This is a genomic window from Pseudomonas tumuqii (assembly GCF_013184545.1).
GTDB classification, from domain to species: Bacteria; Pseudomonadota; Gammaproteobacteria; order Pseudomonadales; family Pseudomonadaceae; genus Aquipseudomonas; species Aquipseudomonas tumuqii.
This window is the reverse complement of sequence record NZ_JAAOJA010000002.1, coordinates 475,914-500,931: the sequence shown is the minus strand read 5'-3', so window position 1 is coordinate 500,931 and position 25,018 is coordinate 475,914. Positions and strand designations below refer to the sequence as shown.

Genomic DNA, 25,018 nt, shown 5'->3' with positions numbered 1-25,018 from the left:
CGGCCTCATCAGGCCGCCTCTTGCGCAAAGGCGTTAAACGGTGAAGGCGTCTTGCAGCAGTTTTTCCTGCTGTTCGGCGTGCATCGAAGCGTAACCACAGGCCGGTGCAGCAGAGCCTTCGCGGCCGGCGTACTCGAGGAACAGTGTCTTCTTGTACGCGGTGGCAACGCGACGCATGTGATGCTGACTGCAATACCAGGCACCCTGGTTCATCGGCTCTTCCTGACACCAGACGATGTGCTTGAGGTGCTTGTACGCCGCGAGAACTTCGGCCAGGTCTTCTTCCGGGAACGGATAGAGCTGCTCGATACGCACGATGGCGATATCTTCGCGAGCCTCGGCACGGCGCTTCTCCAGCAGGTCGTAGTAAACCTTGCCGCTGCACAGGATCATGCGCTCGACCTTCTTCGGATCGATGGCATCGATCTCTGCAATCACGGTCTGGAACGAGCCATCGGCCAGATCTTCCAGAGTCGAGATGGCCAACTTGTGGCGCAGCAGCGACTTCGGCGTCAGGGCGATAAGCGGCTTGCGCAGTGGACGGATCACCTGGCGCCGCAACATGTGGTAGACCTGCGCCGGCGTAGTCGGCACACACACCTGGATGTTGTGCTCGGCGCTCAGTTGCAGGAAACGCTCGAGGCGCGCGGAGGAGTGCTCCGGGCCCTGCCCTTCATAACCGTGTGGCAACAGCATGGTCAGACCACACAGGCGGCCCCACTTGTGCTCGCCGCTGGTGATGAACTGATCGATCACCACCTGGGCACCGTTGGCGAAGTCGCCGAACTGGGCTTCCCAAATGACCAATGCATCCGGCTTGGTGGTGGCGTAACCATATTCGAATGCCAGCGCAGCCTCTTCCGACAGCAGCGAGTCGTACAGGTCGAAACGCGGCTGGCCGCTGTACAGGTGCTTGAGCGGTACGTGGGTACCCGGCTCCTTCTGGTTGTGCAGCACCGCATGACGGTGCGAGAAGGTGCCACGGCCAATGTCCTGGCCGGTCATGCGGATCGGGTGACCTTCGAACAACAGGGTGGCGTAGGCCATGGTTTCGGCGTAGCCCCAGTTGATCGGCAGCGCACCGGCGCCCATCTTCTGACGGTCTTCGAGAATCTTCGCGACCTGGCGCTGAACCACGAAACCTTCCGGGATTTCCAGCAGCTTGGCGGACAGATCCTGCAGGGTCTTGAGTTCGAAACGGGTGTCGTGACGGGCGGTCCAGGTATGGTCCAGGTACGGACGCCAGTCGACGAACAACTCCTTGTTCGGTTCCTTGACCAGGCTCTTGACCACATGCTGGCCATTGTCCAGTGCGGTGCGGTAATCGTCGATCTTGCTCTGCACATCATCGGCAGAGTGGCGCACGGCCGCAGTCAGCACCTCGGCATACAGCTCACGGGTGGTGCGCTGCTTGCTGATCTGCTGGTACATCATCGGCTGGGTGCCGCTTGGTTCATCGGCCTCGTTGTGACCGCGGCGGCGGTAACAAACCAGATCGATCACCACATCGCGCTTGAACTGCATGCGATAGTCGACGGCCAGCTGGGTGACGAACAGCACCGCTTCCGGGTCATCGCCATTCACGTGCAGGATCGGCGCCTGGATCATCTTCGCCACGTCGGTACAGTACTCGGTGGAGCGCGAGTCTTCCGGGTTGCTGATGGTGAAACCGACCTGGTTGTTGATCACGACGTGGATGGTGCCACCCGTCTTGAAACCACGGGTCTGCGACATCTGGAAGGTCTCCATCACCACACCCTGACCGGCGAACGCCGCGTCACCGTGCAGCGAAACCGGGAGCACCTTGTCGCCGGTACTGTCGTTGCGGCGATCCTGACGAGCGCGCACCGACCCCTCGACCACCGGCGAAACGATCTCCAGGTGCGAAGGGTTGAAGGCCATGGCCAGGTGGACTTCGCCACCGGCAGTCATGACGTTGGAGGAGAACCCCTGGTGATACTTGACGTCGCCGGAACCGAGGGCGGCCTGCTTCTTGCCCTCGAACTCGTCGAACAGATCACGCGGGTTCTTGCCGAAGGTATTGACCAGCACGTTGAGGCGGCCACGGTGGGCCATGCCGATGACGATTTCCTTGGTGCCGTAGGAGCCGGCGCGCTGGATCATTTCATCGAGCAGCGGAATCAGGCTCTCGCCGCCTTCCAGACCGAAACGCTTGGTACCCGGGTATTTGGTGCCCAGGTATTTTTCCAGACCCTCGGCGGCAGTCAGACGCTCGAGCAGGTGGCTCTGCACTTCGGTGGAAATGCTCGGACGCCCACGCACGCTTTCCAGACGCTGGGCAAACCAGTTGCGCTGCTCGGAATCGACGATATGGGTGAACTCGGCACCGATGGTGCGGCAATATGTCTGCTGCAACGCATCGTGAATTTCACGCAGAGTAGCCTCTTCCTTGCCAATGAACAGACCACCGGTACGGAAGGTGGTGTCCAGGTCGGAATTGGTCAGGCCATAGTGATTGATCGACAGATCAGCCGGTGCATGCCGTTGCCACAGACCCAGCGGATCGAGCTGGGCAGCCTGATGGCCACGCATGCGGAATGCCTGGATCATGCGCAGGACTTCGACCTGCTTCTTTTCGTGCTCACTGCTCACGCTGCCGGCGGATACCGGCTGGGCGCGGCGCTGGTTTTTCGCCAGCAACACGAAGTGATCGCGAACCGTGGAATGCGATACATCAGTAGCAGCGTTGCCATCTGTCGGCAACTTCTGAAAGTAGGTGCGCCACTCTTCGGGCACAGCGTTGGGATCGTGCAGGTAAAGCTCATAGAGCTCTTCCACATAGGCAGCGTTACCACCGGATAGGTGGGCACTGTTCCACATGCGCTGCATCACGCTTTCTTGCATGCTTGGTCACCCTCGGTAAGGGGACACCACCGGCGAAGAAACCGTTCAGGCTTCCGAAGTCTTGAAGCAGCGACTTCGGTAAAGCCACCACGGATCCCGCAGATAGTCCGGGCACCAGCCCGGATGCCCCTGCTGGTCGTCATATTTTTCAAAGTTAGAGCCACTGCTTTGTGAGCTGCAGCCCTGGCTAGACTGCGACGCTGGCTTCAAGCCAGGCGTCGCAGGTGTCACAGGTAAAGCTTTGAATCAGATACCGCTCTGCAACAGCATGTTGCGTACGTGGCCGATCGCCTTGGTCGGATTGAGACCTTTAGGGCAAACATTCACGCAGTTCATGATGCCGCGGCAACGGAACACGCTGAACGGGTCGTCCAATGCAGCCAGACGCTCTTCGGTCTTGGTGTCGCGGCTGTCGGCCAGGAAACGATAGGCCTGCAGCAACGCAGCGGGACCGAGGAACTTGTCCGGATTCCACCAGAACGATGGGCAACTGGTCGAACAGCAAGCACACAGGATGCACTCGTAGAGGCCATCCAGCTTCTCGCGCTCTTCCGGCGTTTGCAGACGTTCGATGGCCGGAGCCGGCGTATCGTTCTGCAGGTACGGCTGCACCTTTTCGTATTGCTTGTAGAAGATGCTCATATCGACGACCAGGTCACGAATGACCGGCAATCCCGGCAAAGGACGAATCACCAGCTTGCCGCCCTTCACCACCGCCGACAGCGGGGTGATGCAGGCCAGGCCATTCTTGCCGTTGATATTCATGCCGTCGGAACCACACACGCCTTCACGGCAGGAGCGACGGTAGGAGAAGCCCTCATCCTGTTCCTTGATCAAGGCCAGCACGTCGAGGACCATGATGTCCTTGCCGCCGGTATCGACCTGGAAGTCCTGCATGAACGGCGCAGCATCCTGCTCCGGGTTGTAGCGATAAACACTGACTTGCAACATATCAGCCATCCTTAATAAGTCCGAACCATGGGTTCAAACGTCGGAACTGTCTTCGGCGAGAAGTTGACTGCACGTTTGGTCACACGCTTTTCACCCGGGAAGTACAGGGAATGGCACAACCAGTTCTCGTCATCGCGATCCTCGAAGTCTTCGCGGGCATGGGCACCACGGGATTCTTTACGAACCTCGGCGGCGATAGCGGTGGCTTCCGCCACTTCGAGAAGGTTTTGCAGTTCCAGCGCTTCGATACGCGCCGTGTTGAACGCCTGGCTCTTGTCGGCGATCTTGACGGTCGCGATCCGCTCACGCAGGCCGGCCAGTTGCTCGATGCCCTTCTGCATGTATTCGCCGGTACGGAACACGCCGAAGTAGTTCTGCATGCAGGTTTGCAGCTCTTTACGCAGCGGCGCTACGTCTTCGCCGGTGGTGCGTTCGTTGACCCCGGACAGCCGCTTGAGCGACTGCTCGATATCGGTTTCGCTGGCACCACGGACTTCCACGCCTTCTTTCAGCGCTTTTTCCAGGTGGATGCCGGCCGCACGGCCGAACACCACCAGGTCGAGCAGCGAGTTGCCGCCCAGACGGTTGGCACCGTGCACCGACACGCAGGCCACTTCACCGACGGCAAACAGCCCATCGATGATCTTGTCGTTGCCGTTGGCGTCCTGGGTGATGGCCTGGCCATGGATGTTGGTCGGCACGCCGCCCATCATGTAGTGGCAGGTCGGTACGACCGGAACCGGCGCAACCACCGGATCGACATGCGCGAAGGTCTTGGACAGCTCACAGATGCCCGGCAGACGGCTGTGCAGCACGTCTTCGCCAAGGTGGTCGAGCTTGAGCATGACGTGATCGCCATCCGGACCACAGCCGTTGCCGGCGATGATTTCCTTGACCATGGAGCGCGCAACCACGTCGCGGCCAGCCAGGTCTTTGGCGTTCGGCGCATAGCGTTCCATGAAACGTTCGCCATGCTTGTTGATCAGATAGCCACCTTCACCACGGCAACCCTCGGTCACCAGTACACCGGCTCCGGCGATGCCGGTTGGGTGGAACTGCCACATTTCGATGTCTTGCACCGGTACGCCGGCACGCAGGGCCATGCCGATGCCGTCACCGGTGTTGATCAGCGCGTTGGTGGTGGAGGCGTAGATGCGACCGGCACCGCCAGTAGCCAGAACCACGGCCTTGGAACGGATATACACGGTCTCGCCGTTTTCCAGACAGATCGCGATCACGCCGACGATGGCGCCATCCTGGTTCTTCACCAGATCGACCGCGTACCACTCGTTGAGAAACGAGGTGCCAGCCTTGAGGTTGGCCTGATACAGGGTGTGCAGCAGGGCGTGACCGGTACGGTCGGCGGCGGCACAGGTACGAGCGGCCTGGCCACCCTTACCGAAGTCCTTGGACTGACCGCCGAACGGACGCTGATAGATGCGGCCTTGCTCGGTACGGGAAAATGGCAGCCCCATGTGTTCCAGCTCGAACACAGCTTCCGGACCTACGGAACACATGTACTCGATAGCGTCCTGGTCACCGATATAGTCGGAACCCTTGACGGTGTCGTACATGTGCCAGCGCCAATCGTCGTTTGGATCGGCCGAAGCGATGGCGCAAGTAATGCCACCCTGGGCGGAAACAGTGTGCGAACGGGTCGGAAACACCTTGGTGACTACAGCGGTCTTGTGGCCGCCTTGAGCCAACTGCAGCGCAGCACGCATACCCGCGCCGCCGCCACCAACGATGATGGCGTCATAAGAAAGAGTACGAATAGTCATGAATCAGTTACCCCAAAAAATCTGCACGCCCCAGACGAAGAACGTGAACATGGCAATGCCACACGCGGCCTGGAACAGGAAACGCACGCCAGTCGCCCACTTACCCAGCGCCATCGGCGTCAGGTAGTCGGTGGAAATCGTCCACATACCGACCCAGGCGTGAGCGCTGAGCGCCACCAGAGTCAGCAGGCTGAAAATGCGCATTGCGTTATTGGAGAACAGAGCATGCCATTCGGCATAACCCATGCCGGGATTAGCAACTATATAACCCAGCAAAAACACTACATAAGCCGCGAGAACGACTGCCGACACACGCTGTGCCATCCAGTCATAAAGACCTGAACGCGAGAAGTTCGTGACGTTGGTTACCATATCCACACCCCCACCAATACGATCACGACCGCCGAAACGACGAGAACGATTTGCGAGCCCAGCTTGCCGCCTTCCAGCGTCTCACCGATGCCCATGTCCATGATCAAGTGGCGTACTCCGGCCACCAAGTGGTAAAGCAGAGCGGACAGCAATCCCCAGATCACGAATTTGGCCAGCGGGCTGGTCAGGCATTCTTTCACCTCGGCGAAGCCTTCCTCTGATGCCAGCGACTTGTCGAGCCCATAAAGCAGCACGGCAATGCCGACGAAGAGAATGACACCGGAGATACGGTGAAGAATGGACGTGTAAGCGGTGACTGGGAGTTTGATAGTCCTAAGGTCGAGGTTTACAGGTCGTTGGCTATTCACGGCTTTTTTATCACACTGAGAGCCCTAACTATCAGGGCAAAGTTGTCGGGAAGTGCACTGGTCAGGTACCCATCACCCAAGGAGTGACAACCACCAGAATGAGGGCTCAGAGCCCTTGGTGGCCGGGCGCAGAGTATAGACAGTTAGGTCGCTAATGACAACGAAATAGGTCGCTATTGACAACGCAAAGGCCTGCACCTAAAGGCTCATTGCACACCTAATACAAATGGCGTAAACAGCGCCATTTTTTGCAAAAAACAGCCCGCAAACCCTTCTGCCGCCTGGGTTTTCCCAAATTGACTTTCAAATTTATCTCACTATAGTGATGCGGGCCCTGCGTGGGGGGCCGTCAGATGATTTCAAGCATAACTAGGAGGCCACACATGGCTGACAAAAAAGCGCAGTTGATCATCGAGGGCGCAGCCCCCGTCGAGCTGCCCATTTTAACCGGCACCGTTGGTCCCGATGTAATTGACGTGCGGGGCTTAACCGCCACGGGCCGTTTCACTTTTGATCCTGGCTTTATGTCCACGGCTTCGTGCGAGTCGAAGATCACCTATATTGATGGTGACCAGGGCATTCTGCTGCACCGTGGCTACCCCATCGAGCAGCTGGCAGAGCAATCGGATTACCTGGAAACCTGCTACCTGCTGCTCAACGGCGAATTGCCTAATGCAGAAGAAAAGGCCAAGTTCGTCAGCACCATCAAGAACCACACCATGGTTCATGAGCAACTGAAGACCTTTTTCAACGGCTTCCGCCGCGATGCCCACCCGATGGCCATCATGTGCGGCGTGGTTGGCGCTCTTTCCGCCTTCTATCACGACTCCCTGGACATCAAGAACCCGCATCACCGCGAAGTATCGGCCATGCGCCTGGTCGCCAAGATGCCGACCATCGCCGCCATGACCTACAAGTACTCCATGGGTCAGCCGATGATGTACCCGCGTAACGACCTGAACTACGCGGAAAACTTCCTGCACATGATGTTCAACACCCCGTGCGAGATCAAACCGATCAGCCCGGTGCTGGCCAAGGCGATGGACAAGATCTTCATCCTCCACGCCGACCACGAGCAGAACGCCTCGACATCGACCGTCCGTCTGGCCGGTTCCTCGGGCGCCAACCCGTTCGCCTGCATCGCCGCCGGTATCGCCGCACTCTGGGGCCCGGCCCACGGTGGCGCCAACGAAGCAGTACTGGCGATGCTGGATGAGATCGGCGACGTGTCGAACATCGACGTCTTTATCGCCAAGGCGAAGGACAAGGACGACCCGTTCAAGCTGATGGGCTTTGGTCACCGCGTCTATAAAAACCGCGATCCGCGCGCCACCGTAATGAAGCAGACCTGCGATGAAGTCCTGAAAGAACTGGGCATCACCGATGATCCGCAGCTGGAACTGGCCATGCGCCTGGAAGAGATTGCCCTGACCGATCCGTACTTCATCGAGCGCTCGCTGTACCCGAACGTCGATTTCTATTCGGGCATCATCCTCAAGGCGATCGGCATTCCGACCAGCATGTTCACCGTGATCTTCGCCCTGGCGCGGACCGTCGGCTGGATCTCGCACTGGAAAGAAATGCTCTCCAGCCCGTACAAGATTGGCCGCCCGCGCCAGCTGTACACCGGCTACACGCAGCGTGACCTGAAGAAATAAGCTTCGGGCTTCATCGATGCACTAAAAAAGGCTGCCACTGGCAGCCTTTTTTACATCCGAGTCATTCACCGGGTGAATGACTCGCCGCCGCAGCGCTTCGAGCGTGTTGTAAGGCGCATCCACTACAAAACTACCGGCCAGCCAGGACGGCACACTGCCTCCCGGCTCGCTATGCATCTGGTAAATCACCTCGACCTCACCCGCCGCTTTCGGGATAAACGCCCAATAACCTTCGACCTTGCTCACCCGCACCCAGCCCTTCTGCTCCGGGAGGTAAGCGGCGACCCCGCTGAGGATACGGGTGACACTGCCATCGGCACCTTGCCGGGTGGTCACCCGCAATACTGCATCGCGCGGCCTGACCGGCCACGGCATAGTGAAGCGGCTATAGATCCAGCTCTGCGCACCCTCGTGCTTGAGCAGCTTTTGCTCTTGGCACGCATAGATCCAGGCGCAGGACCCGCCGACATCCTCCTGCAACGCCAACAAGGTCGGCATATCCGTCTGCAGCCTGACGACGCCGCGATACGCCTGGTACTTTGAACCCGGCACCTTGCTCAGGAACACCTGGATCCCCGCCTGGTCCTTGACCAGGCGCCAGTCCTCGGCCTGCAAGGGACCGACCGCCGCCAGCAACGCGCCGGCGCATAAAAGCATGCCCGTCAACGACTTCACCATTGCCAGCCTCTCGCCTCGACCGCTCACTCAGCTCGCCAGAGAGGTCTGCTGCTCCAGCCAGCCTAGCAGCTGGATCGCCTCTTCATTGCTAGCACCGCAGACATCCGGCTCCGGCATAAACGCCGAGCACACCGCCGGTCGCTCCGGCTTACCGAACAGGCCACAATAATTATCCGCGGACAGCTGCATGCAGCGCTCGCCCGCCGCCTTGCCGTGCGGCATACCGGGGATAGGAGAGCTGATCGAAGGAGCAATACAACAGGCACCACATCCAGCACGGCATTGCATGACGGCACAACCTCGAAATAATCGGAACAGCGGGACGCTCCAGCGATTTTACCCGGACCGGCGCCCGCCGGGCATCCCAGCCCAACACTCGACATCACCAGGCTGGACATGGCCAAGTACGTCGGCGTCTTGCAGGTCGAAGCTGGTCAAGGCTTGCTCGGCACCTTCAGACGGGCAATCAGGCTGGACGTATCCCAGCGCGCGCCGCCCATGGCCTGGACATCGGCATAGAACTGATCGACCAGCGCCGTGACCGGCAGTTGCGCGCCGTTGTGCCGCGCCTCTTCGAGCAGGATCGACAGATCCTTGCGCATCCAGTCGACGGCAAAACCGAAATCGAACTCACCGGCCAACATGGCCTGGTGGCGGTTTTCCAATTGCCAGGATTGCGCGGCGCCCTTGCTGATCACCTCCATCGCCCCTTGCGCGTCCAGGCCCGCGCACTGAGCGAAATGCAGTGCCTCGGACAACCCCTGGACCAGGCCGGCGATGCAGATCTGGTTGACCATCTTGGTCAGTTGCCCGCTGCCGGCCGCCCCCATCAAGCGCACCATGCGGGCGTAAGCCTGGATCACCGGTTCGGCACGCGCATACACATCCGCTGCGCCGCCCACCATCACCGTCAGCGCACCATTTTGCGCGCCGGCCTGACCGCCGGATACCGGCGCATCGAGGAAACCCAGTTGCAACTCGTCGGCCCTGGCCGCCAACTCACGGGCGACATCGGCCGAGGCGGTGGTGTGATCGACCAGTACAGCACCCGGCGCCATGCCGGCAAACGCGCCATCTTCGCCCAGCACCACGCCGCGCAAGTCATTGTCATTACCCACGCAGACCATCACCAGCTCGGCACCCTGGGCCGCCTCACGCGGGGTAGGCGCGCTGCTGCCGGCAAACTCGGCCAACCACTGCGCCGCCTTGGCCGGTGTACGGTTATAGACACACACCTGATGTCCGCTGCGAGCCAGGTGTCCCGCCATCGGATAACCCATTACGCCCAGCCCGATAAAGGCTACCTTCGCCATACACACCTCCGAATTCAGGGATACTCAGCCTAACATGCGCTCTAGGAGACTGTCCGAGAATGGCCATCGACTGCAAAGTGTAGGCTGGGCCGGGCCGCGTAGACTGAGGAATGCAGCCCGACCTTGTATCCCGGCCAGGCCGCTAGCGAGCCAGAAAAGCTTCACACACCGATCTATCGAGACAACGGAGGACTTATGGGACATTGGTTGGTAGTCGACCTGGAAGCCACCACCGAAGAAGGTGGATGGCCACTGGAAGAAATGGAAATCATCGAGATCGGCGCCAGCCTGGTCAGCGCCGCCGGTCATGAGGTGGATCACTTCCAGCGCTTCGTGCGTCCAGCACGGCGACCTCACTTGACCAGTTTCTGCCGCGAACTCACCCATATCAGCCAGGCCGATGTCGATGCCGCGGCGCCGCTGACCAGCGTCTGGCCGCAGTTCGAGCACTGGCTGCTGAATCATCAGCCGCAGCTGGTCGGCTGGGCCAGCTGGGGCGAGTACGATCGCCGTCAATTCGAGCAAGACTGGCAGCAATGCCAGTTGGTCAGCTGCCTGAGCCAGATCCCCCACCTCAACCTCAAGCGCCGCTTTGCCGAAGCCCGCCAATTACCCCGTTCGGTCGGTCTCACTACCGCCCTGCAACTGGCCGGCCTGCAATTCAGCGGCGAGCAACACCGGGCGCTGACCGATGCACGCAACACCGCCCGGCTGCTGCCCTTGGTGCTACCGCTCTAACGCCCCGCAAAGCAGATGACGCACCGCCGCGGCTTGGGCATACTTGCCGGCCTTTTCAGCACAAGCTCTCAACCCCTTGCGAGGAATTGCACATGTTCAAGGTCAATGAATACTTCGGCGGCACCGTCAAATCCATCGCCTTCGGCATGGCTGAAGGCCCCGCCACCATTGGCGTGATGGCCGCCGGCGAATACGAGTTCGGCACCGACAAACTGGAAATCATGCACGTGGTCGCCGGTGCCCTGACCGTCAAACTGCCAGGCAGCGACAGCTGGGAAACCTTCGCCAGCGGCAGCCACTTCACGGTCCCGGCCAACAGCAAATTCCAGCTCAAGGTGGCAGTCGACACCGCCTACCTGTGCGAATACCGCTAAGGTAATTAGCGCCTGAAAAACCGGCCCTGATGGCCGGTTTTTTTGTTTATGCCCCTCAACATCGTGGAACAACCAAATGCCGCGCTCCTCGCACTTCGCCCTGGTGATTCTGCCGATCATGCTGTTGCTGATCGCCATGACCTCGATCCAGAGCGGCGCCTCCCTGGCCAAAGGCCTGTTCCCGCTGATCGGCGCCACCGGCACCACCGCGCTGCGCCTGGGTTTGGGCGCCTTGATCCTGTGCGTACTGATGCGCCCCTGGCAGGCACGCCTGAACCTGCGCTCCTGCCGCTCGCTGCTGGCCTACGGCCTGGCCCTGGGCAGCATGAATCTGCTGTTCTACCTGTCGCTGCAGACCATCCCGCTGGGCATCGCCGTGGCCCTGGAATTCACCGGGCCACTGGGCCTGGCCCTGCTGTCTTCGCGACGCCTGCTGGATTTCGTCTGGATCGCCCTGGCGGTCTTTGGCCTCTGGTTGCTGCTGCCCAGCGCGCAAGCCGATGTGCAACTCGACCCGGTGGGCATGGCCCTGGCATTGGCTGCTGGTCTGTGCTGGGCGCTGTACATCATCTTCGGCCAGAAAGCCGGGGCCGAACACGGCCGGCAAACCGTCGCGCTGGGCACCATAGTCGCCGCCTTGCTGGTATTCCCGATCGGTGTGTGGCACGCGGGCAGCAGCATGTTCTCGCTCGACCTGCTGCCCATTGCCCTTGGCGTCGCGATACTCTCATCGGCGCTGCCGTACAGCCTGGAAATGGTCGCCCTGACCCGCCTGCCCGCCCGCACCTTCAGCATCCTGATGAGCATGGAACCGGCCATCGCCGCCCTCTCCGGCCTGCTGTTCCTCAGCGAGCGCCTGACGTTGAACCAGTGGCTGGCGATCAGCGCGATTATCCTGGCCTCGGCCGGCGCGGCGGCGACCATCAGACCGAAAGGCAAACCGCTCTAGATCGCCGACTCCACCTCTTCATTGCTGAACTGCAGCTCGGCCAGCCGCGCATACAGCGGGCTGCTGGCGACCAGCTCGGCGTGCTTGCCGATGGCCACCAGCTTGCCCTGCTCGATCACCGCGATGCGGTCGGCGCTTTTCACCGTGGCCAGGCGGTGGGCGATCACCAGGGTGGTGCGCCCCTGCATCAAGCGCGGCAATGCCTGCTGGATCAGGTGTTCGCTTTCCGCATCCAGCGCGCTGGTGGCTTCATCGAGCAGCAGGATAGGCGCATCCACCAGCAGCGCACGGGCGATGGCCAGGCGCTGACGCTGGCCACCGGACAAACCCAGACCGGCATCGCCCAGGTGGGTCTGATAGCCCTCGGGCAGCTTCATGATGAACTCGTGGGCATGCGCGACTTTGGCCGCGGCTTCGACCTCGGCATGGCTGGCATCGGTTCGGCCATAGCGAATGTTGTCCTCCACCGAGCCGAAGAACAGCGCCGGATTCTGCGACACCAGGGCGAAGCAGCGGCGTAACTCATGGGGATCGAGGCGTTCGATGGGCTGGCCGTCGACCAGGATGCGGCCCTGCTGCGGATCGAAGAAGCGCAGCAGCAGATCGAACAGGGTGGATTTCCCTGCCCCCGACGGCCCGACCAGGGCCAGGGTTTCGCCCGGCGCGACCTCGAGGTCGATGCCATCGACGGCAAAACTGCCGGGCCGCGACGGATAGGCGAAGCGCAGCGCCTGCAACTCGATGCGCCCTTGCAGCGGTTGCGCCAGTTGCAGAGCATCGGCAAGCGGCGGGGTGATTTCATTGCGCGCCTGCAACAGCTCGGCAATCCGCTCGGCCGCACCGGCGGCGCGCTGCAGCTCGCCGATCACCTCGCTGAGGGTGCCGAATGAGCCACCGACGATCAGGCTGTAGAAAACGAAAGCCGCCAGTTCGCCGCCGGAAATACGCCCGGCGATCACGTCCATGCCGCCGACCCAGAGCATCACCCCCACCGCGCCGAGCACCAGCACGATGACCACGGTAATCAGCCAGGCGCGCTGGGCGATGCGTTTGCGCGCGATATCGAAAGCCGCCTCGGCAGACAGGCCGAAGCGCCGTTTGTCTTCACGCTGGTGGTTGTAGGCCTGCACCGTCTTGATCTGCCCGAGCACCTCGCCGACGTAGCTGCCGACATCGGCCACCCGGTCCTGGCTCAGGCGCGACAGCGCGCGCACCCGCCGGCCGAAGATCAGGATGGGCGCGACCACCAGCGGCAGCGCCAGCAGCACGATGCCGCTGAGCTTGGGGTTGGTCACCACCAGCAGCACGCTGCCGCCGATCAGCATGATCAGATTGCGCAACGCCATCGACAGCGAGGAACCGATCACCGACTGCAACAGCGTGGTGTCGGCGGTCAGGCGCGACTGGATCTCCGAGCTGCGGTTGCTTTCATAGAAGCCCGGATGCAGATCGATCAGGTGGTTGAACACCCGCTTGCGGATATCGGCGACGAAGCGCTCGCCGATCCACGACACCAGGTAGAAACGGGTATAGGTGCCGACAGCCAGGGCCAGCACCAGTACGAAAAACAGCCCGATCGACTGCTGCAACGCCTGCGGCGACTGGGTGGCCAGCCCCTGATCGACCAGCAACTTGATGCCCTGCCCCATGGACAGGGTGATCGCCGCGGTAAACATCAGCGCCAGCAAGGCACCGACCACGCGCCAGCGATAGGGCGCGATGAAACGCCAGGCCATGCGCAGGGCATTGCGCTGGCGGGAAGACAGGATCGAAAGCATGGGCACTCGCTACGGGGCGTGTCAGCCCTGAGATTATAGGAGGTGTCGCATAGGCCGCCGCGAAAGCGCGCGCGCTCCGGCTAGATGGGGGCGAAGCAGGCGCAGATCAAGCAGGTCGACGCTGATGAGCTTGCTCGCCCCTTTCAATCATGCAGAAAACGCCGGGCATGGTCGGCGCTCGGCAGCAGGCAGCTGTCATAGCGACCGAACAGCCGGTAGCGGTTGAGTGCGATACGGTCGTAACACCAGTCGCGCACTGGCCGTGGCAGCACTCGCAACAGTGCCAGCAACCGCCAAGGCCCGGGCAGTTGGGCGACTATGCGCAGCAGCGCATCCGAGCGCACCAACAGCTGGCCATCCTCTATATAGGCCATGGTGTCAAAACGCTCGGAGGGCAAACCGGACCAGGCCAGCAGCGCCTGGCCCTGGACCGACTGCACCGAGGCCAGTCTAAAGCGCTGCTGCGGGTCATGCCGGATCAGGAACTTGACCCAGCCGTTACACAGCTTGCACAGCCCGTCGAACAGCACCACGCGTTCGCCGGCTTGGGTAACGGGAGGAAGCGATTGATCCGTCATGCCCAACTCCTGCACCTGGATAGGTCGATGCTACTCCGTCAGGCTGCGGGAATACGCTATTGCCGCTGAACAAGAGGTCTTCAGCCCGCCTTGCCCGCCTGCAGGAGCCTGGCCATCACTTGCCCACGGGATAGAGCAGCTCCTCTTTATAACCCGCCCACACTCGCACCACGTCGGGGAAGGCATCGTCCAACTGCACGTCGCCGCTGTCGACCAGCAAGGGCCGGCCTTCCAGGGTGCCGAGCTTGCGTTTGGTCGCCACCACTCGCAGATGCTCCAGGCCCACGGCGCGCAGCACACGCGGACTGATCTGCTGGTTGCCGCGGCCAATGATATGGCCCTGACCACCGATGGCGGTCACCAGCAGCCGCGCCGGATGCCCGGCCACCAACTCGAACAGCTGCGCCTCGGTGACATCGAGGGCGATCACCTGGCCGTTCTCGATCACATCGACGCCGAGCAAAGTGGTTGTCAGGCCGAGATTATGCGCCAGGCCATGCAGGGTCGAGCCGGGACCGAAGATGTAGCGCACATCGGCTTCCCAACTGTCCTGCAGCCAGTCGGCCAGGTCGCTGAGCACCAGTTCTTCGGACTCCACCCCGCCCTGCTTGACCTGCTGCATATAGCCGCCCTCCTGCGGCACAGTCAGCTCGCCATACCAGCGCGCCGTTACCCTGCCTGCGCGCAAGGCGCTTTCGTCGATATCACGCACCTCGCCACTGGTCAGACGCACCAGGCCGCCCTCGATCAGCCGCGCGGTCAGCTCGCCGGCGGCGCGCGGGCTGACGGCATAGACCCCGGACTGGATCTTCACCCCGGCCGGAATGCCCAGCACCGGCTGCCCCTCGCGCACGGCGGCGCAGATATCCCGCGCCGTGCCGTCGCCACCGGCAAACAGAATCAGCGCAACGCCAGCATCCTGCAGCTGTTCGACCGCCTCGCGGGTATCCGCCGCGCTGCTCAGCCGATCATGCAACTCACCGAGCACCCGATAACTGAAGCCCATCTCGGCCAGCAGATCGGCGCCCATCGGCCCGGGAAAGGTCAGAAAGTCCAGGCGTTCCTGCACCACTCGCAGACACTCCAGCGCCGTGCGCGTACGCGCTGCCGCCAGCGGTTGACTGCCCAGGGCCAAGGCCTGTTCGGCCACGCCATCACTGCCCTTGAGCCCCGCCGGACCGCCAAGACCTGCCAGGGGATTGATGATCAAACCCAGGTGGAAGCGCGCCATAAGCACCTCATTGAACCCCGACTGTCTCGCGGGGCTTTTCAACCGCCAAGTTTTTTTGGCACAGTGACAACAGAGTCACTTGTGAACTGTATTTTTGACGGAATTCCGTCGTTCGAGACTGTCATAGCCCGTTCATCCGACTCTTTTAGACTGCGCACACCATCTGATGAGGAGACAGTTCATGAGCCCGCACCGCCAGACGCCCGCCCCCCGCGTTGCCCCCAAGCAGTCGCAACAGCCGGTAGGCGGCGCCATCATCGACGAACAAGGCCGGGAAATCCCGATCACCGAGAACATGATCCAGCGCGCCTGCCGGGAGCTGGAAAAAAGCCTGGTTGCCCCAGGCACGAAAAACTCCTGATCCGCCCGCTTTAGCCAAACCCAGGCAATGCCTGGGTTTTTCTTGGGCCATGTAGCCATTACCTGTTGAGGATAAACCTAGGGTAGACCGGGCGGCGACCCGCGTCAGCCCACCCGGCCCGCTGAACGCTGCACGCGCCCTTTGGCCTTATGCATCAGCGCAACGTCGCACCCAGCGCCTTGATCATCTGCGCCAGCTGCGGCGCATCGCCTTGCAGTTGCACGCTCAGTCCATCGATCTCGCGGCGCATCGGGTAATGCTTGCGCAATGCATCAAAGGCCGCCCGCTGGTTCGCCGTGTCGCCCCGCAGGCTGCGGCGGAAATCCGCATCGTCGCGCCGCGGGTCATAGACCGCGCGACACACAGTCGCCAGCGCCCAGGCCGGATCGGCAGCGGCCTCCAGACTCAACTCGGTAAGCCAGGGCGCCGGCATCAGCTCGTCGAGGCTGACCGTCGGCGTGCAGCCGAGATGCGCGCAAACCGCCGAATAGATCTGCGCCGTGCCGCGCAGCTTGCCATCCAGGCTGTAGCCGGCGATATGCGGGGTGGCGAGGCGGCACAGGCCGGCCAGCGCGACATCGACCTGTGGCTCGCCTTCCCAGACATCCAGCACCACCTGCAGATCGCCACGCTGCTCGAGCAACTCGCGCAGCGCCGAATTATCCACCACGGCACCGCGGCTGGCATTGATCAGCCAGGCGCCGGGCTTGAGCCGGGCCAGGCGTCGCGCATCGAACAGATGATGAGTCGGCTGCGCGCCAGCGCGTTCGAGCGGGGTGTGCAGGCTGAGCACATCGCACTCGGCGAGCACCTGCTCCAGGCTGACGAAATCGCCGCCCTCGGCGAGCTGGCGCGGCGGGTCGCAGACCAATACCCGCCAGCCCAGGCCGCGCAAGACGTCAACCAGACGCCCACCCACCTCGCCGGCACCGACCACCCCGTAGGTGCGTGTAGCCAGCTCGACTCCCTGTTGCTCGGCCAACAGCAGCAGGCTGCCGAGCACATAATCGACCACCCCGCGCGCATTGCAGCCCGGCGCGCTGGCCCAACCGATGCCGGCCCGGGCGAAGTAATCGAGATCGAGATGATCGGTACCGATGGTGCAGGTGCCGACAAAACGCACCGAGCTGCCGTCGAGCAGCGCGCGGTCGACCCGGGTCACCGAACGCACCAGCAGCAGTTCGGCATCGGCCACGGCCGCCGCATCGATAGCGCGACCGGGCAAACGACGAATCTCGCCGAATCCGGCGAAAAACTCGTCGAGCAGGGGAATGTTCTCGTCGGCGACTATTTGCATGATCGGCTCCATACGTCAGGCCGCCATTCTAAGACAGCTTGCACCTGTCGTCGCCCTCGCCCTGCGCCGCGGCGAAACGAGTTTCCTGACCGAATCGTCAACGCGTAGACTACCCGGTTTTCCCGGAGAGCCAGCGGATGACCTCTATGCCTGCCGTATCGCGCCCGCAGCGTGTGCGCACCGAGTTGCGCACCCTGATGATTCTGGCCACGCCGATCATCATTGCCCAACTGGCGCATACCGCCATGGGCTTCGTCGATACGCTGATGGCCGGGCGGGTCAGCCCCCACGACCTGGCGGCGGTGGCGCTCGGCAACTCGATCTGGGTGCCGGTATTTCTGCTGATGACCGGCGTCCTGCTGGCGACCACGCCCAAGGTCGCGCAGCGCTTCGGTGCCGGCCAGCAGGCCGAAATCGGCCCGCTGGTGCGCCAGGCGCTATGGTTGGCGCTGACGGTCGGTGGCGCTGCCGCGATCCTGCTGTGGAACGCCGAGATCGTCCTGCGCCTGATGGATGTCGAGCCGAGCCTGATCGAGCCCTCCATGGGCTATCTGCGTGCGGTGGCCTGCGGCTTCCCGGCGGTGGCGCTGTACCACGTATTGCGCTGCTTCAGCGACGGCCTCGGCCATACCCGGCCGAGCATGGTGCTGGGGCTATGCGGACTGCTGCTGAATATCCCCGCCAACTACATCTTCATCTACGGCAAGTTCGGCCTGCCGGCCATGGGCGGGGTCGGCTGTGGCTGGGCCACCGCGCTGGTGATGAGTTTCATGCTGCTGGGCATGCTCTGGTGGGTGAAATGGGCGCCGTTCTACAAGCCGAGTCTGCTGTTCAGCCGCTTCGACTGGCCACAGTGGCCGGTGATCCAGCGCCTGCTGGCCATTGGCTTGCCGATCGGCATCGCGGTATTTGCCGAATCGAGCATCTTCGCGGTGATCGCCCTGCTGATCGGCGGCCTGGGCGCCAGCGTGGTCGCCGGCCACCAGATCGCGCTGAACTTCAGCTCGTTGGTGTTCATGATTCCCTACTCCCTGGGCATGGCCGCCACCGTGCGCGTCGGCCAGATGCTCGGGCGCGGCCAACCACGTGAGGCTCGTTTCGCCGCCGGGGTGAGCATGGCGACGGCGCTGGGCTATGCCTGCCTGTCGGCCAGTTTGATGCTGCTGTTGCGTGAGCAGATCGCACAGATCTACACCGCCGACCCGACGGTGATCGCCCTGGCGTCCGGCTTGATCATGTATGCCGCGCTGTTCCAGTTCTCCGATGCCATCCAGGTCACGGCCGCCGGCGCCCTGCGCGGCTACCAGGACACCCGCATCACCATGTTGCTGACCCTGTTCGCCTACTGGGGCATCGGCCTGCCGGTGGGGTACGCCCTCGGCTTGTCCAGTCTGTTCGGCGAGCCGAGCGGCCCGAGCGGCCTCTGGCAAGGCTTGATCGTCGGCCTGACCTGCGCCGCCATCATGCTGACGATTCGTCTCGCCGGCAGCGCGCGCAAGCGCATTCGAGCCGTTAAGATGACGCGATGATCGCCAGAACCCTTAGCCTGCTCGTCCTGTTCAGCCTGTCGGCGTGCCAACCGGCCGATGACGGCCTGGCCTTGCAGGCGGACTACCTGCAGCGCCTGAACAATGCCGTCGAGGGCGATGCCGTCGTGGTCTTCGACAAGATGGAGCTGACCCGTTACCGCTTGCCGCCGCGCCGCGAGCGCGTCGTGGACATCCCCGAGGTACGCATCGGCCTGCTCGACCTGCTGATCGATGCACGCCGCTGCCCCGCCCTGCAGCAGCAGATCAGCCAGCGCAACAGCAGCCTGGGCAAGCAGCTGGTGCCCAGTAGCCGCCTGGGCTATGAAGGCGATCTGTTGCGCGCCATCGATGCCTGCTTGCCGCACTTGGCCGCTGGGCAAGGCCAGAACCTGCACGTCACCCTCAGCCGTCTGGCCCTGGAGAAGCGCGCCCAACTGCCCAGCGTGTTCTGGAATGCCCTCAACGCCAGCCAGGAAGTCGAGCGCTACCTGCGCTTTGCCGATCAGGCGCTGCCGACCACCCCCGGCGAGGACGATGCCGCCCTCGATGCCCTGGCGCAACTGGCCGCCATGGCCAATGCCCTGCCGCAAACCCTGCCACCGTCAACCGCCGAGCTTGACCCGCTGTTCTTCGCCCTGCATGCCAGCGCCCAGGGTGGTCAGTTGATCAGCAGCCTGGTCAGCCTGACCCACACGCTCAATGAAGGCAGTCGCCTGCTCGAAGCGCGCCAGCAGCAACGGCCCATTTGCCCGCAGGGGCAGGCGACGTCGCGCGGGCGCATCCTGCAGAACATCTTCGTCAAGTATTACGCCGGCGGCTTGCAGCCCTATCTGGCCCAGGTGCACCAACGCGGTCAAACCTGGAGCAGCAGCCTGCGCCAGCTCAGCGCCGCCGCCGAGGTGCCGGCGGCCACGCGCAACTACCTGCTGAACCTGGCGGGTCCCGAGCAATCCCTGTGGGTTGATTTTCAAGCCGCCACAGCGCGACATGTGCGCGTCTGGCAAGACAGCCTGAACAGCTGTGGCCTGGCGCCGGGTCAGTCTGGGTGGAATGGCGAGGGCGCCAACGCCGAGCAGTAGGCGTCGCACAGGCACTCGTGGCCTTGTCCAGCGCCAGCGCTTTTGCAGGATCTGCAGTCAGTCGGCTTTTTTGCGGATCAGGTAGAGGTAAACCCCGCCTTCTTCGCTCTGCTCGAGCAGTTCATGGCCGAGAAACACGCAGAATTTGGGAATGTCGCGGCGGGTCGAGGGGTCGGTGGCGATCACCTTGAGCAAGCCCCCTGCCGGCAGGTCGCGCACCTTGTTGTGCAGCAGCATCACCGGCTCCGGACAGTTCAGGCCGCTGGCGTCGAGGGTGTCATCGAGAATGGCGTCGGATTGCAGGGACATCGGTGGGCTCCAGAAACAGGCGGCCATTGTCGCGCAAAGCGGCCCCTCAGGCCACCCGCCCGCTCATGCTCTGGGCGAGCCCGAACTGTCGCGGGCAGCAGGCGCCGGTGGCAGCGCCGAGCTAGCCTTTAACGGGTAGCCCCGCACGCGACGGAGGTTGCGAGCATGTCCACATCCAGCCAACCGCAAAACTGGTGTCTGGTGCGCCGGGACGACAATGGCAACGAGTTCGTCGTGCGCGCCGACCTGACCCGCGCCGCCGCCGAAGCCCTGGCGCGGCAGTTCGAGGCCCACGGGCACAAACAGAGCTATTGGGTCAGGCAGCAGCCCTGTAGCCCGGATGAAATCCGCGAAGATCGTTGATACGGCCCGTGGACTTCACACGGCCCGCACCTACAACCGGCGCAAATGACAGGTCACTTCCTCGCGGTCGTGATAGAGCTGTTTGCAGGCGATCGACACCTTGATCTTGCGTTCGGCAAAGCCGTCCTCGAGACGCTGCAGCAGGCGACGCACCTCGGCGTAGCGTTGCTTCATCGGCAGTTTCAGATTGACCACCGCCTCGCGGCACAGGCCTTCGCCGATCCAGGTTTCCAGCAAGGCGGCGCTGCGCGCGGGTTTCTCGACGATGTCGCAGACCATCCAGTCCACCGGCTGACGGGGCTTGTAGGTGAAACCATCGACCATCAGGTGCTGTACCAGGCCGGTGTCCATCAGGTTTTCGGCCATGGGGCCGTTGTCGATGGCGGTCACCAGCATGCCGCGCTTGACCAGTTGGTAGGTCCAGCCGCCCGGCGCGGCGCCGAGGTCGACGCCGGTCATCTCGTCCGACAGGCGCTCGTCCCACTGATCGCGTGGGATGAAGGTGTGCCAGGCCTCCTCCAGCTTGAGGGTCGAACGGCTCGGCGCCTCGCGGGGGAATTTCAGGCGCGGGATTCCCATGGGCCAGATTGCCGAATTATTCGTCTCGGCCAGACCGACGAACACCTCGCGACCGCTCTTGAAGGTCAGCAGCAGGCGCGGCTTCTGCGGATCCTCCACCAGCTTGCCGGCCTTGCTCAGGGCATTGCGCAGCGGCGCCTCGAACTTCTTGCAGAAATTCGACAGCTCCTTGCCATCGTTGGTGTCGAGTACCTCCAGCCACAGGCTGCCGAAGGTCGGCAAATCGGCCAGATGGGCCAGCAGCACGCTGATGCGATCCAGCTCCGGCAGATTGATGAACACGCCACGCGCCCATTGCCGCGGGAAAATCAGCCGATTGAAACGCACGCCGCGCATCAGGCGCTCGGCGCCCTCTGGCTCGGTGCAGATAAATTCGGCGCAAGCCGTGCTCGGCTTGGCCTTGGCGTAACCGGCCACGTCCAGGCGCGCGGCATGCTCGGCGATCTCCGCGCACACCTCGTTCTCGAAACCGGGGCGGCAGTGCAGTAACAAAGTATTCATCGGTGATCTCCTCAAGGCGCGCATCATAACGGAGTCGGGAACCCGGGACGTAATCGACCTGTCCAGACAATGGAGTGCCTGGTTTCGCCGGTTGCCGCTTTTGCGCCATGTTCGCCGGACGCCACAGCCTCACGACCCAGGCCCCGGCGTTTTGGCTCGCCTGCCGACAGTACGGGCACCCCACATCGCTGAAAACAAAGCATCGCCCCGGGTCGGGCCTCCTACAGGTTCGTGCGATGTCCAGCGATGGGGCAATGGCTGAGTGAGCAAATGCCGCGCAGCCACAAGACCTATGACATGGCGAGCCTCGCCAAGCAGAGCTAGCGTGAAGACTCTGCTGCAAACAATCGGCTTGCACCGTGCAAGTCACAGGAGACGCGCAATGCCTTCCTTAGATAGCCTGAACAGCCGCCGCAGCCTCGACGTTGGCGACCAGACCTACCACTACTTCAGCCTGCCGGACGCGGCCAAGACCCTCGGCAATATCGATCGACTGCCGATGTCACTGAAAGTCCTGCTGGAGAACCTGCTGCGCTGGGAAGACGGCAAGACCGTCACCGGCACCGATCTGCAGGCCATGGCCGATTGGCTGCAGAGCCGCAGCTCCGAACGGGAAATCCAGTACCGCCCGGCCCGGGTGCTGATGCAGGACTTCACCGGCGTACCGGCGGTGGTCGACCTGGCCGCCATGCGCGAGGCCATGGCCAAGGCCGGTGGTGACCCGCAGAAGATCAACCCGCTGTCACCGGTGGACCTGGTGATCGACCACTCGGTAATGGTCGACAAATTCGCCAGCCACGCCGCCTTCGGCGAAAACGTCGCCATCGAGATGCAGCGCAACGGCGAACGCTACGCCTTCCTGCGCTGGGGCCAGCATGCCTTCGACAACTTCAGCGTGGTGCCGCCGGGCACCGGCATCTGCCATCAGGTCAACCTGGAATACCTCGGCCGCACCGTCTGGACCAAGGAGGAAGACGGCCAGACCTTCGCCTTCCCCGACACCCTGGTCGGTACCGACTCGCACACCACCATGATCAACGGCCTCGGCATCCTCGGCTGGGGCGTCGGCGGCATCGAGGCGGAAGCGGCGATGCTCGGCCAGCCGGTGTCGATGCTGATCCCCGAGGTGATCGGCTTCAAGCTCAGCGGCAAGCTCAAGGAAGGCATCACCGCCACCGACCTGGTGCTCACCGTCACCCAGATGCTGCGCAGCAAGGGCGTGGTCGGCAAATTCGTCGAGTTCTATGGCGACGGCCTGGCCGACCTGCCCCTGGCCGATCGCGCCACCATCGCCAACATGGCCCCGGAATACGGCGCCACCTGCGGCTTCTTTCCGGTCGACGCGATCACCCTGGGTTATCTGCGCCTGTCCGGGCGCCCGGAACAGGCCGTCAAACTGGTCGAGGCCTACTGCAAGGCCCAAGGCCTGTGGCGCGAACAAGGCCAGGAACCGCTGTTCAGCGACAGCCTGGAGCTGGACATGGGCAGCGTCGAGGCCTGCCTGGCCGGGCCGAAACGGCCACAGGACCGGGTCGCCCTGCCCCAGGTCAAACAAGCCTTCGACGACTTTACCGGGCTGCAGGTAAAACCCGCCGCCGGCGAGGAAGCCCGCCTGCTCAACGAAGGCGGCGGTGGCGCCGCGGTCGGTAGCGCGGCGATGATCGGTGAGGCCGACTACGAACATCAGGGGCGAACCTACCGCCTGAAAAACGGCGCCGTGGTGATCGCCGCCATCACCTCCTGCACCAACACCTCCAACCCCAGCGTGATGATGGCCGCCGGCCTGCTGGCGAAGAAAGCCGTGGAAAAAGGCCTGCAGCGCAAACCCTGGGTCAAGAGTTCGCTGGCGCCCGGCTCCAAGGTGGTGACCGAGTACTTCAACGCCGCCGGCCTGACCCACTACCTGGACGAACTGGGCTTCGACCTGGTCGGTTACGGCTGCACCACCTGCATCGGCAATTCGGGGCCGCTGCTCGAGCCGATCGAGCAGGCCATCCAGCAGCACGACCTGACGGTGGCCTCGGTGCTGTCCGGCAACCGCAACTTCGAGGGCCGTGTGCATCCGCTGGTGAAAACCAACTGGCTGGCCTCGCCACCGCTGGTGGTGGCCTACGCCCTGGCCGGCAGCGTGCGCCTGGATATCACTCGCGATCCGCTGGGCCAGGACCAGCGCGGCCAGCCGGTCTACCTCAAGGACATCTGGCCGAGCCAGCAGGAAATCGCCGAGGCGATCATGCAGGTTGACACCGCGATGTTCCACAAGGAATACGCCGAGGTGTTCGCCGGCGACGCGCAATGGCAGGCGATCGAAGTGCCGCAAGCCGCCACCTACGCCTGGCAGGCCGACTCGACCTATATCCAGCATCCACCGTTCTTCGCGGACATCGCCGATGCACCGCCGCATATCGGCGACATCCACCAGGCGCGCATCCTCGCCCTGCTCGGCGACTCGGTGACCACCGACCACATCTCCCCGGCCGGCAACATCAAGGCCGACAGCCCGGCCGGCCGCTACCTGCGCGAACAGGGCGTCGAACCGGTCGACTTCAACTCCTACGGCTCGCGCCGCGGCAACCATGAAGTGATGATGCGCGGCACCTTCGCCAATATCCGCATCCGCAACGAAATGCTCGGCAGCGAAGAGGGCGGCAACACCCTGCACGTGCCAAGCGGCGAGAAGCTGGCGATCTACGACGCGGCCATGCGCTACCAGGAAGCCGGCACCCCGCTGGTGGTGATCGCCGGCAAGGAATACGGCACCGGATCAAGCCGCGACTGGGCGGCCAAGGGCACCAACCTGCTCGGGGTCAAGGCGGTGATCGCCGAAAGCTTCGAGCGCATCCACCGCTCCAACCTGGTCGGCATGGGCGTGCTGCCCTTGCAGTTCATGCCCGGCCAGAATCGCCAGAGCCTGCACCTGACCGGCAAGGAAACCCTCGGCATCCATGGCCTGGATGGCGTCGAACTGCATCCGCTGATGAAGCTGATGGTCGAAGTGAATCGCGAGGACGGCACGCGGGAAAGCGTCGAAGTGCTGTGTCGCATCGACACCCTCAACGAGGTGGAGTACTTCAAGGCCGGTGGCATCCTGCACTATGTATTGCGCCAGCTGATCGCAGGCTAGTGGTAATGCCCGGCCTGCCGACTCGCAGTGGCAAGCCGGGCTAAAGCGCCCGCGCAATCCGGGATGCGATCCTGGATTGCGCGGGCGTTTATTGGGCTACGAAAGCACGGCGCTCATGCCGCGCAATCTCAACGACACCCGCTTGCAGAGCGCCGCTGCCAGCGGCGCTTTTTATCCCAAACACGCATACCAAACACGACCTGTCTCTCGCCGCCTTGTCGCCCGCAGAAATGTGAAGCCGT

At 62.9% G+C, this 25,018-nt stretch carries 23 protein-coding genes; 9 read left to right on the top strand and 14 right to left on the bottom strand.

Annotated features, from left to right (window positions below; genetic code table 11):
* Positions 1–33: 33 nt before the first annotated feature.
* From G9C89_RS06180 to sdhC, 5 genes are all read right to left on the bottom strand, one after another.
* Positions 34–2,865, bottom strand: a complete 2,832-nt coding sequence (locus tag G9C89_RS06180) for a 2-oxoglutarate dehydrogenase E1 component (protein ID WP_172146194.1) — start codon at positions 2,863–2,865, stop codon at positions 34–36.
* Between the two features lie 246 nt (positions 2,866–3,111).
* Entirely contained in the window at positions 3,112–3,816 is a 705-nt protein-coding gene (locus G9C89_RS06175; protein ID WP_172146191.1) for a succinate dehydrogenase iron-sulfur subunit, read from the bottom strand.
* Between the two features lie 11 nt (positions 3,817–3,827).
* Positions 3,828–5,597, bottom strand: a complete 1,770-nt coding sequence (gene sdhA / locus G9C89_RS06170) for a succinate dehydrogenase flavoprotein subunit (RefSeq protein ID WP_172146187.1) — start codon at positions 5,595–5,597, stop codon at positions 3,828–3,830.
* A gap of 3 nt (positions 5,598–5,600) precedes the next feature.
* Positions 5,601–5,969 (bottom strand): succinate dehydrogenase, hydrophobic membrane anchor protein, encoded by a 369-nt coding sequence (gene sdhD / locus G9C89_RS06165; RefSeq protein WP_172146184.1) that lies wholly within the window; start codon positions 5,967–5,969, stop codon positions 5,601–5,603.
* A complete protein-coding gene (gene sdhC / locus G9C89_RS06160; RefSeq protein ID WP_172146181.1) occupies positions 5,963–6,337 on the bottom strand; it encodes a succinate dehydrogenase, cytochrome b556 subunit in 375 nt (124 codons plus the stop codon). Before sdhC ends, sdhD begins: the two co-directional genes overlap by 7 nt.
* Positions 6,338–6,720: 383 nt before the next feature.
* Here sdhC and gltA point away from each other — a divergent pair, with 383 nt between their 5' ends.
* The gene (gltA, locus tag G9C89_RS06155) at positions 6,721–7,995 is read left to right on the top strand and encodes a citrate synthase (RefSeq protein WP_172146178.1); all 1,275 of its coding nucleotides are present in this window, start codon (positions 6,721–6,723) and stop codon (positions 7,993–7,995) included.
* A 21-nt stretch (positions 7,996–8,016) separates the two neighbouring features.
* On the opposite strand, the gene G9C89_RS06150 is transcribed toward gltA, so the two are convergent.
* The 3 genes from G9C89_RS06150 to G9C89_RS06140 all read right to left on the bottom strand — a co-directional run bounded on the left by G9C89_RS06150 (position 8,017) and on the right by G9C89_RS06140 (position 9,986).
* Positions 8,017–8,670, bottom strand: coding sequence for an START domain-containing protein (locus G9C89_RS06150; RefSeq protein ID WP_390623775.1), 654 nt, complete (start codon positions 8,668–8,670; stop codon positions 8,017–8,019).
* 30 nt (positions 8,671–8,700) lie between these two features.
* Positions 8,701–8,961 carry a YkgJ family cysteine cluster protein gene (locus G9C89_RS06145; protein WP_172146160.1) on the bottom strand — a complete coding sequence of 87 codons (261 nt, stop codon included), beginning with the start codon at positions 8,959–8,961 and terminating at the stop codon, positions 8,701–8,703.
* Positions 8,962–9,107: 146 nt separating this feature from the next.
* Positions 9,108–9,986: an NAD(P)-dependent oxidoreductase gene (locus tag G9C89_RS06140; RefSeq protein WP_172146157.1), complete on the bottom strand. Its 879-nt coding sequence runs from the start codon at positions 9,984–9,986 to the stop codon at positions 9,108–9,110.
* Between the two features lie 195 nt (positions 9,987–10,181).
* On the opposite strand from G9C89_RS06140, the gene G9C89_RS06135 reads away from it, so the two are divergent.
* The 3 genes from G9C89_RS06135 (at position 10,182) to rhtA (ending at position 12,047) form a co-directional block, all read left to right on the top strand.
* Positions 10,182–10,724: an exonuclease domain-containing protein gene (locus G9C89_RS06135; RefSeq protein WP_172146154.1), complete on the top strand. Its 543-nt coding sequence runs from the start codon at positions 10,182–10,184 to the stop codon at positions 10,722–10,724.
* Between the two features lie 92 nt (positions 10,725–10,816).
* The gene (gene ppnP / locus G9C89_RS06130; protein ID WP_172146151.1) at positions 10,817–11,098 is read left to right on the top strand and encodes a pyrimidine/purine nucleoside phosphorylase; all 282 of its coding nucleotides are present in this window, start codon (positions 10,817–10,819) and stop codon (positions 11,096–11,098) included.
* Between the two features lie 76 nt (positions 11,099–11,174).
* The gene (gene rhtA, locus G9C89_RS06125; protein WP_172146148.1) at positions 11,175–12,047 is read left to right on the top strand and encodes a threonine/homoserine exporter RhtA; all 873 of its coding nucleotides are present in this window, start codon (positions 11,175–11,177) and stop codon (positions 12,045–12,047) included.
* On the opposite strand, the gene G9C89_RS06120 is transcribed toward rhtA, so the two are convergent.
* The 3 genes from G9C89_RS06120 to G9C89_RS06110 form a co-directional block, all read right to left on the bottom strand.
* Positions 12,044–13,825, bottom strand: a complete 1,782-nt coding sequence (locus G9C89_RS06120; protein ID WP_172146145.1) for an ABC transporter transmembrane domain-containing protein — start codon at positions 13,823–13,825, stop codon at positions 12,044–12,046. The genes rhtA and G9C89_RS06120 overlap by 4 nt on opposite strands.
* A gap of 143 nt (positions 13,826–13,968) precedes the next feature.
* The gene (locus G9C89_RS06115) at positions 13,969–14,403 is read right to left on the bottom strand and encodes a thiol-disulfide oxidoreductase DCC family protein (RefSeq protein WP_172146130.1); all 435 of its coding nucleotides are present in this window, start codon (positions 14,401–14,403) and stop codon (positions 13,969–13,971) included.
* Between the two features lie 115 nt (positions 14,404–14,518).
* Positions 14,519–15,634, bottom strand: coding sequence for an ATP-NAD kinase family protein (locus G9C89_RS06110; RefSeq protein WP_172146128.1), 1,116 nt, complete (start codon positions 15,632–15,634; stop codon positions 14,519–14,521).
* 181 nt (positions 15,635–15,815) lie between these two features.
* Between G9C89_RS06110 and G9C89_RS06105 the strand changes: the two genes are divergently transcribed.
* A complete protein-coding gene (locus G9C89_RS06105) occupies positions 15,816–15,995 on the top strand; it encodes a PA1571 family protein (RefSeq protein WP_172146126.1) in 180 nt (59 codons plus the stop codon).
* Between the two features lie 154 nt (positions 15,996–16,149).
* On the opposite strand, the gene pdxB is transcribed toward G9C89_RS06105, so the two are convergent.
* Complete coding sequence (pdxB, locus tag G9C89_RS06100; protein ID WP_172146124.1) at positions 16,150–17,292, bottom strand: 4-phosphoerythronate dehydrogenase PdxB; 1,143 nt, start codon at positions 17,290–17,292, stop codon at positions 16,150–16,152.
* A 146-nt stretch (positions 17,293–17,438) separates the two neighbouring features.
* Here pdxB and G9C89_RS06095 point away from each other — a divergent pair, with 146 nt between their 5' ends.
* A complete protein-coding gene (locus G9C89_RS06095) occupies positions 17,439–18,821 on the top strand; it encodes an MATE family efflux transporter (protein ID WP_390623772.1) in 1,383 nt (460 codons plus the stop codon).
* Positions 18,818–19,900, top strand: coding sequence for a DUF3080 family protein (locus G9C89_RS06090; RefSeq protein WP_172146120.1), 1,083 nt, complete (start codon positions 18,818–18,820; stop codon positions 19,898–19,900). The genes G9C89_RS06095 and G9C89_RS06090 overlap by 4 nt, the downstream gene beginning before the upstream one ends.
* A 57-nt stretch (positions 19,901–19,957) precedes the next feature.
* Here G9C89_RS06090 and tusA read toward each other — a convergent pair whose 3' ends face one another.
* Positions 19,958–20,209 carry a sulfurtransferase TusA gene (gene tusA, locus G9C89_RS06085; protein WP_172146117.1) on the bottom strand — a complete coding sequence of 84 codons (252 nt, stop codon included), beginning with the start codon at positions 20,207–20,209 and terminating at the stop codon, positions 19,958–19,960.
* Between the two features lie 165 nt (positions 20,210–20,374).
* On the opposite strand from tusA, the gene G9C89_RS06080 reads away from it, so the two are divergent.
* Entirely contained in the window at positions 20,375–20,572 is a 198-nt protein-coding gene (locus G9C89_RS06080) for a hypothetical protein (RefSeq protein WP_172146114.1), read from the top strand.
* Between the two features lie 30 nt (positions 20,573–20,602).
* Here G9C89_RS06080 and rlmM read toward each other — a convergent pair whose 3' ends face one another.
* Positions 20,603–21,652 (bottom strand): 23S rRNA (cytidine(2498)-2'-O)-methyltransferase RlmM, encoded by a 1,050-nt coding sequence (gene rlmM / locus G9C89_RS06075; protein WP_172146111.1) that lies wholly within the window; start codon positions 21,650–21,652, stop codon positions 20,603–20,605.
* A 382-nt stretch (positions 21,653–22,034) separates the two neighbouring features.
* Between rlmM and acnA the strand changes: the two genes are divergently transcribed.
* Positions 22,035–24,776: an aconitate hydratase AcnA gene (gene acnA / locus G9C89_RS06070; RefSeq protein WP_172146108.1), complete on the top strand. Its 2,742-nt coding sequence runs from the start codon at positions 22,035–22,037 to the stop codon at positions 24,774–24,776.
* Positions 24,777–25,018 lie beyond the last annotated feature (242 nt).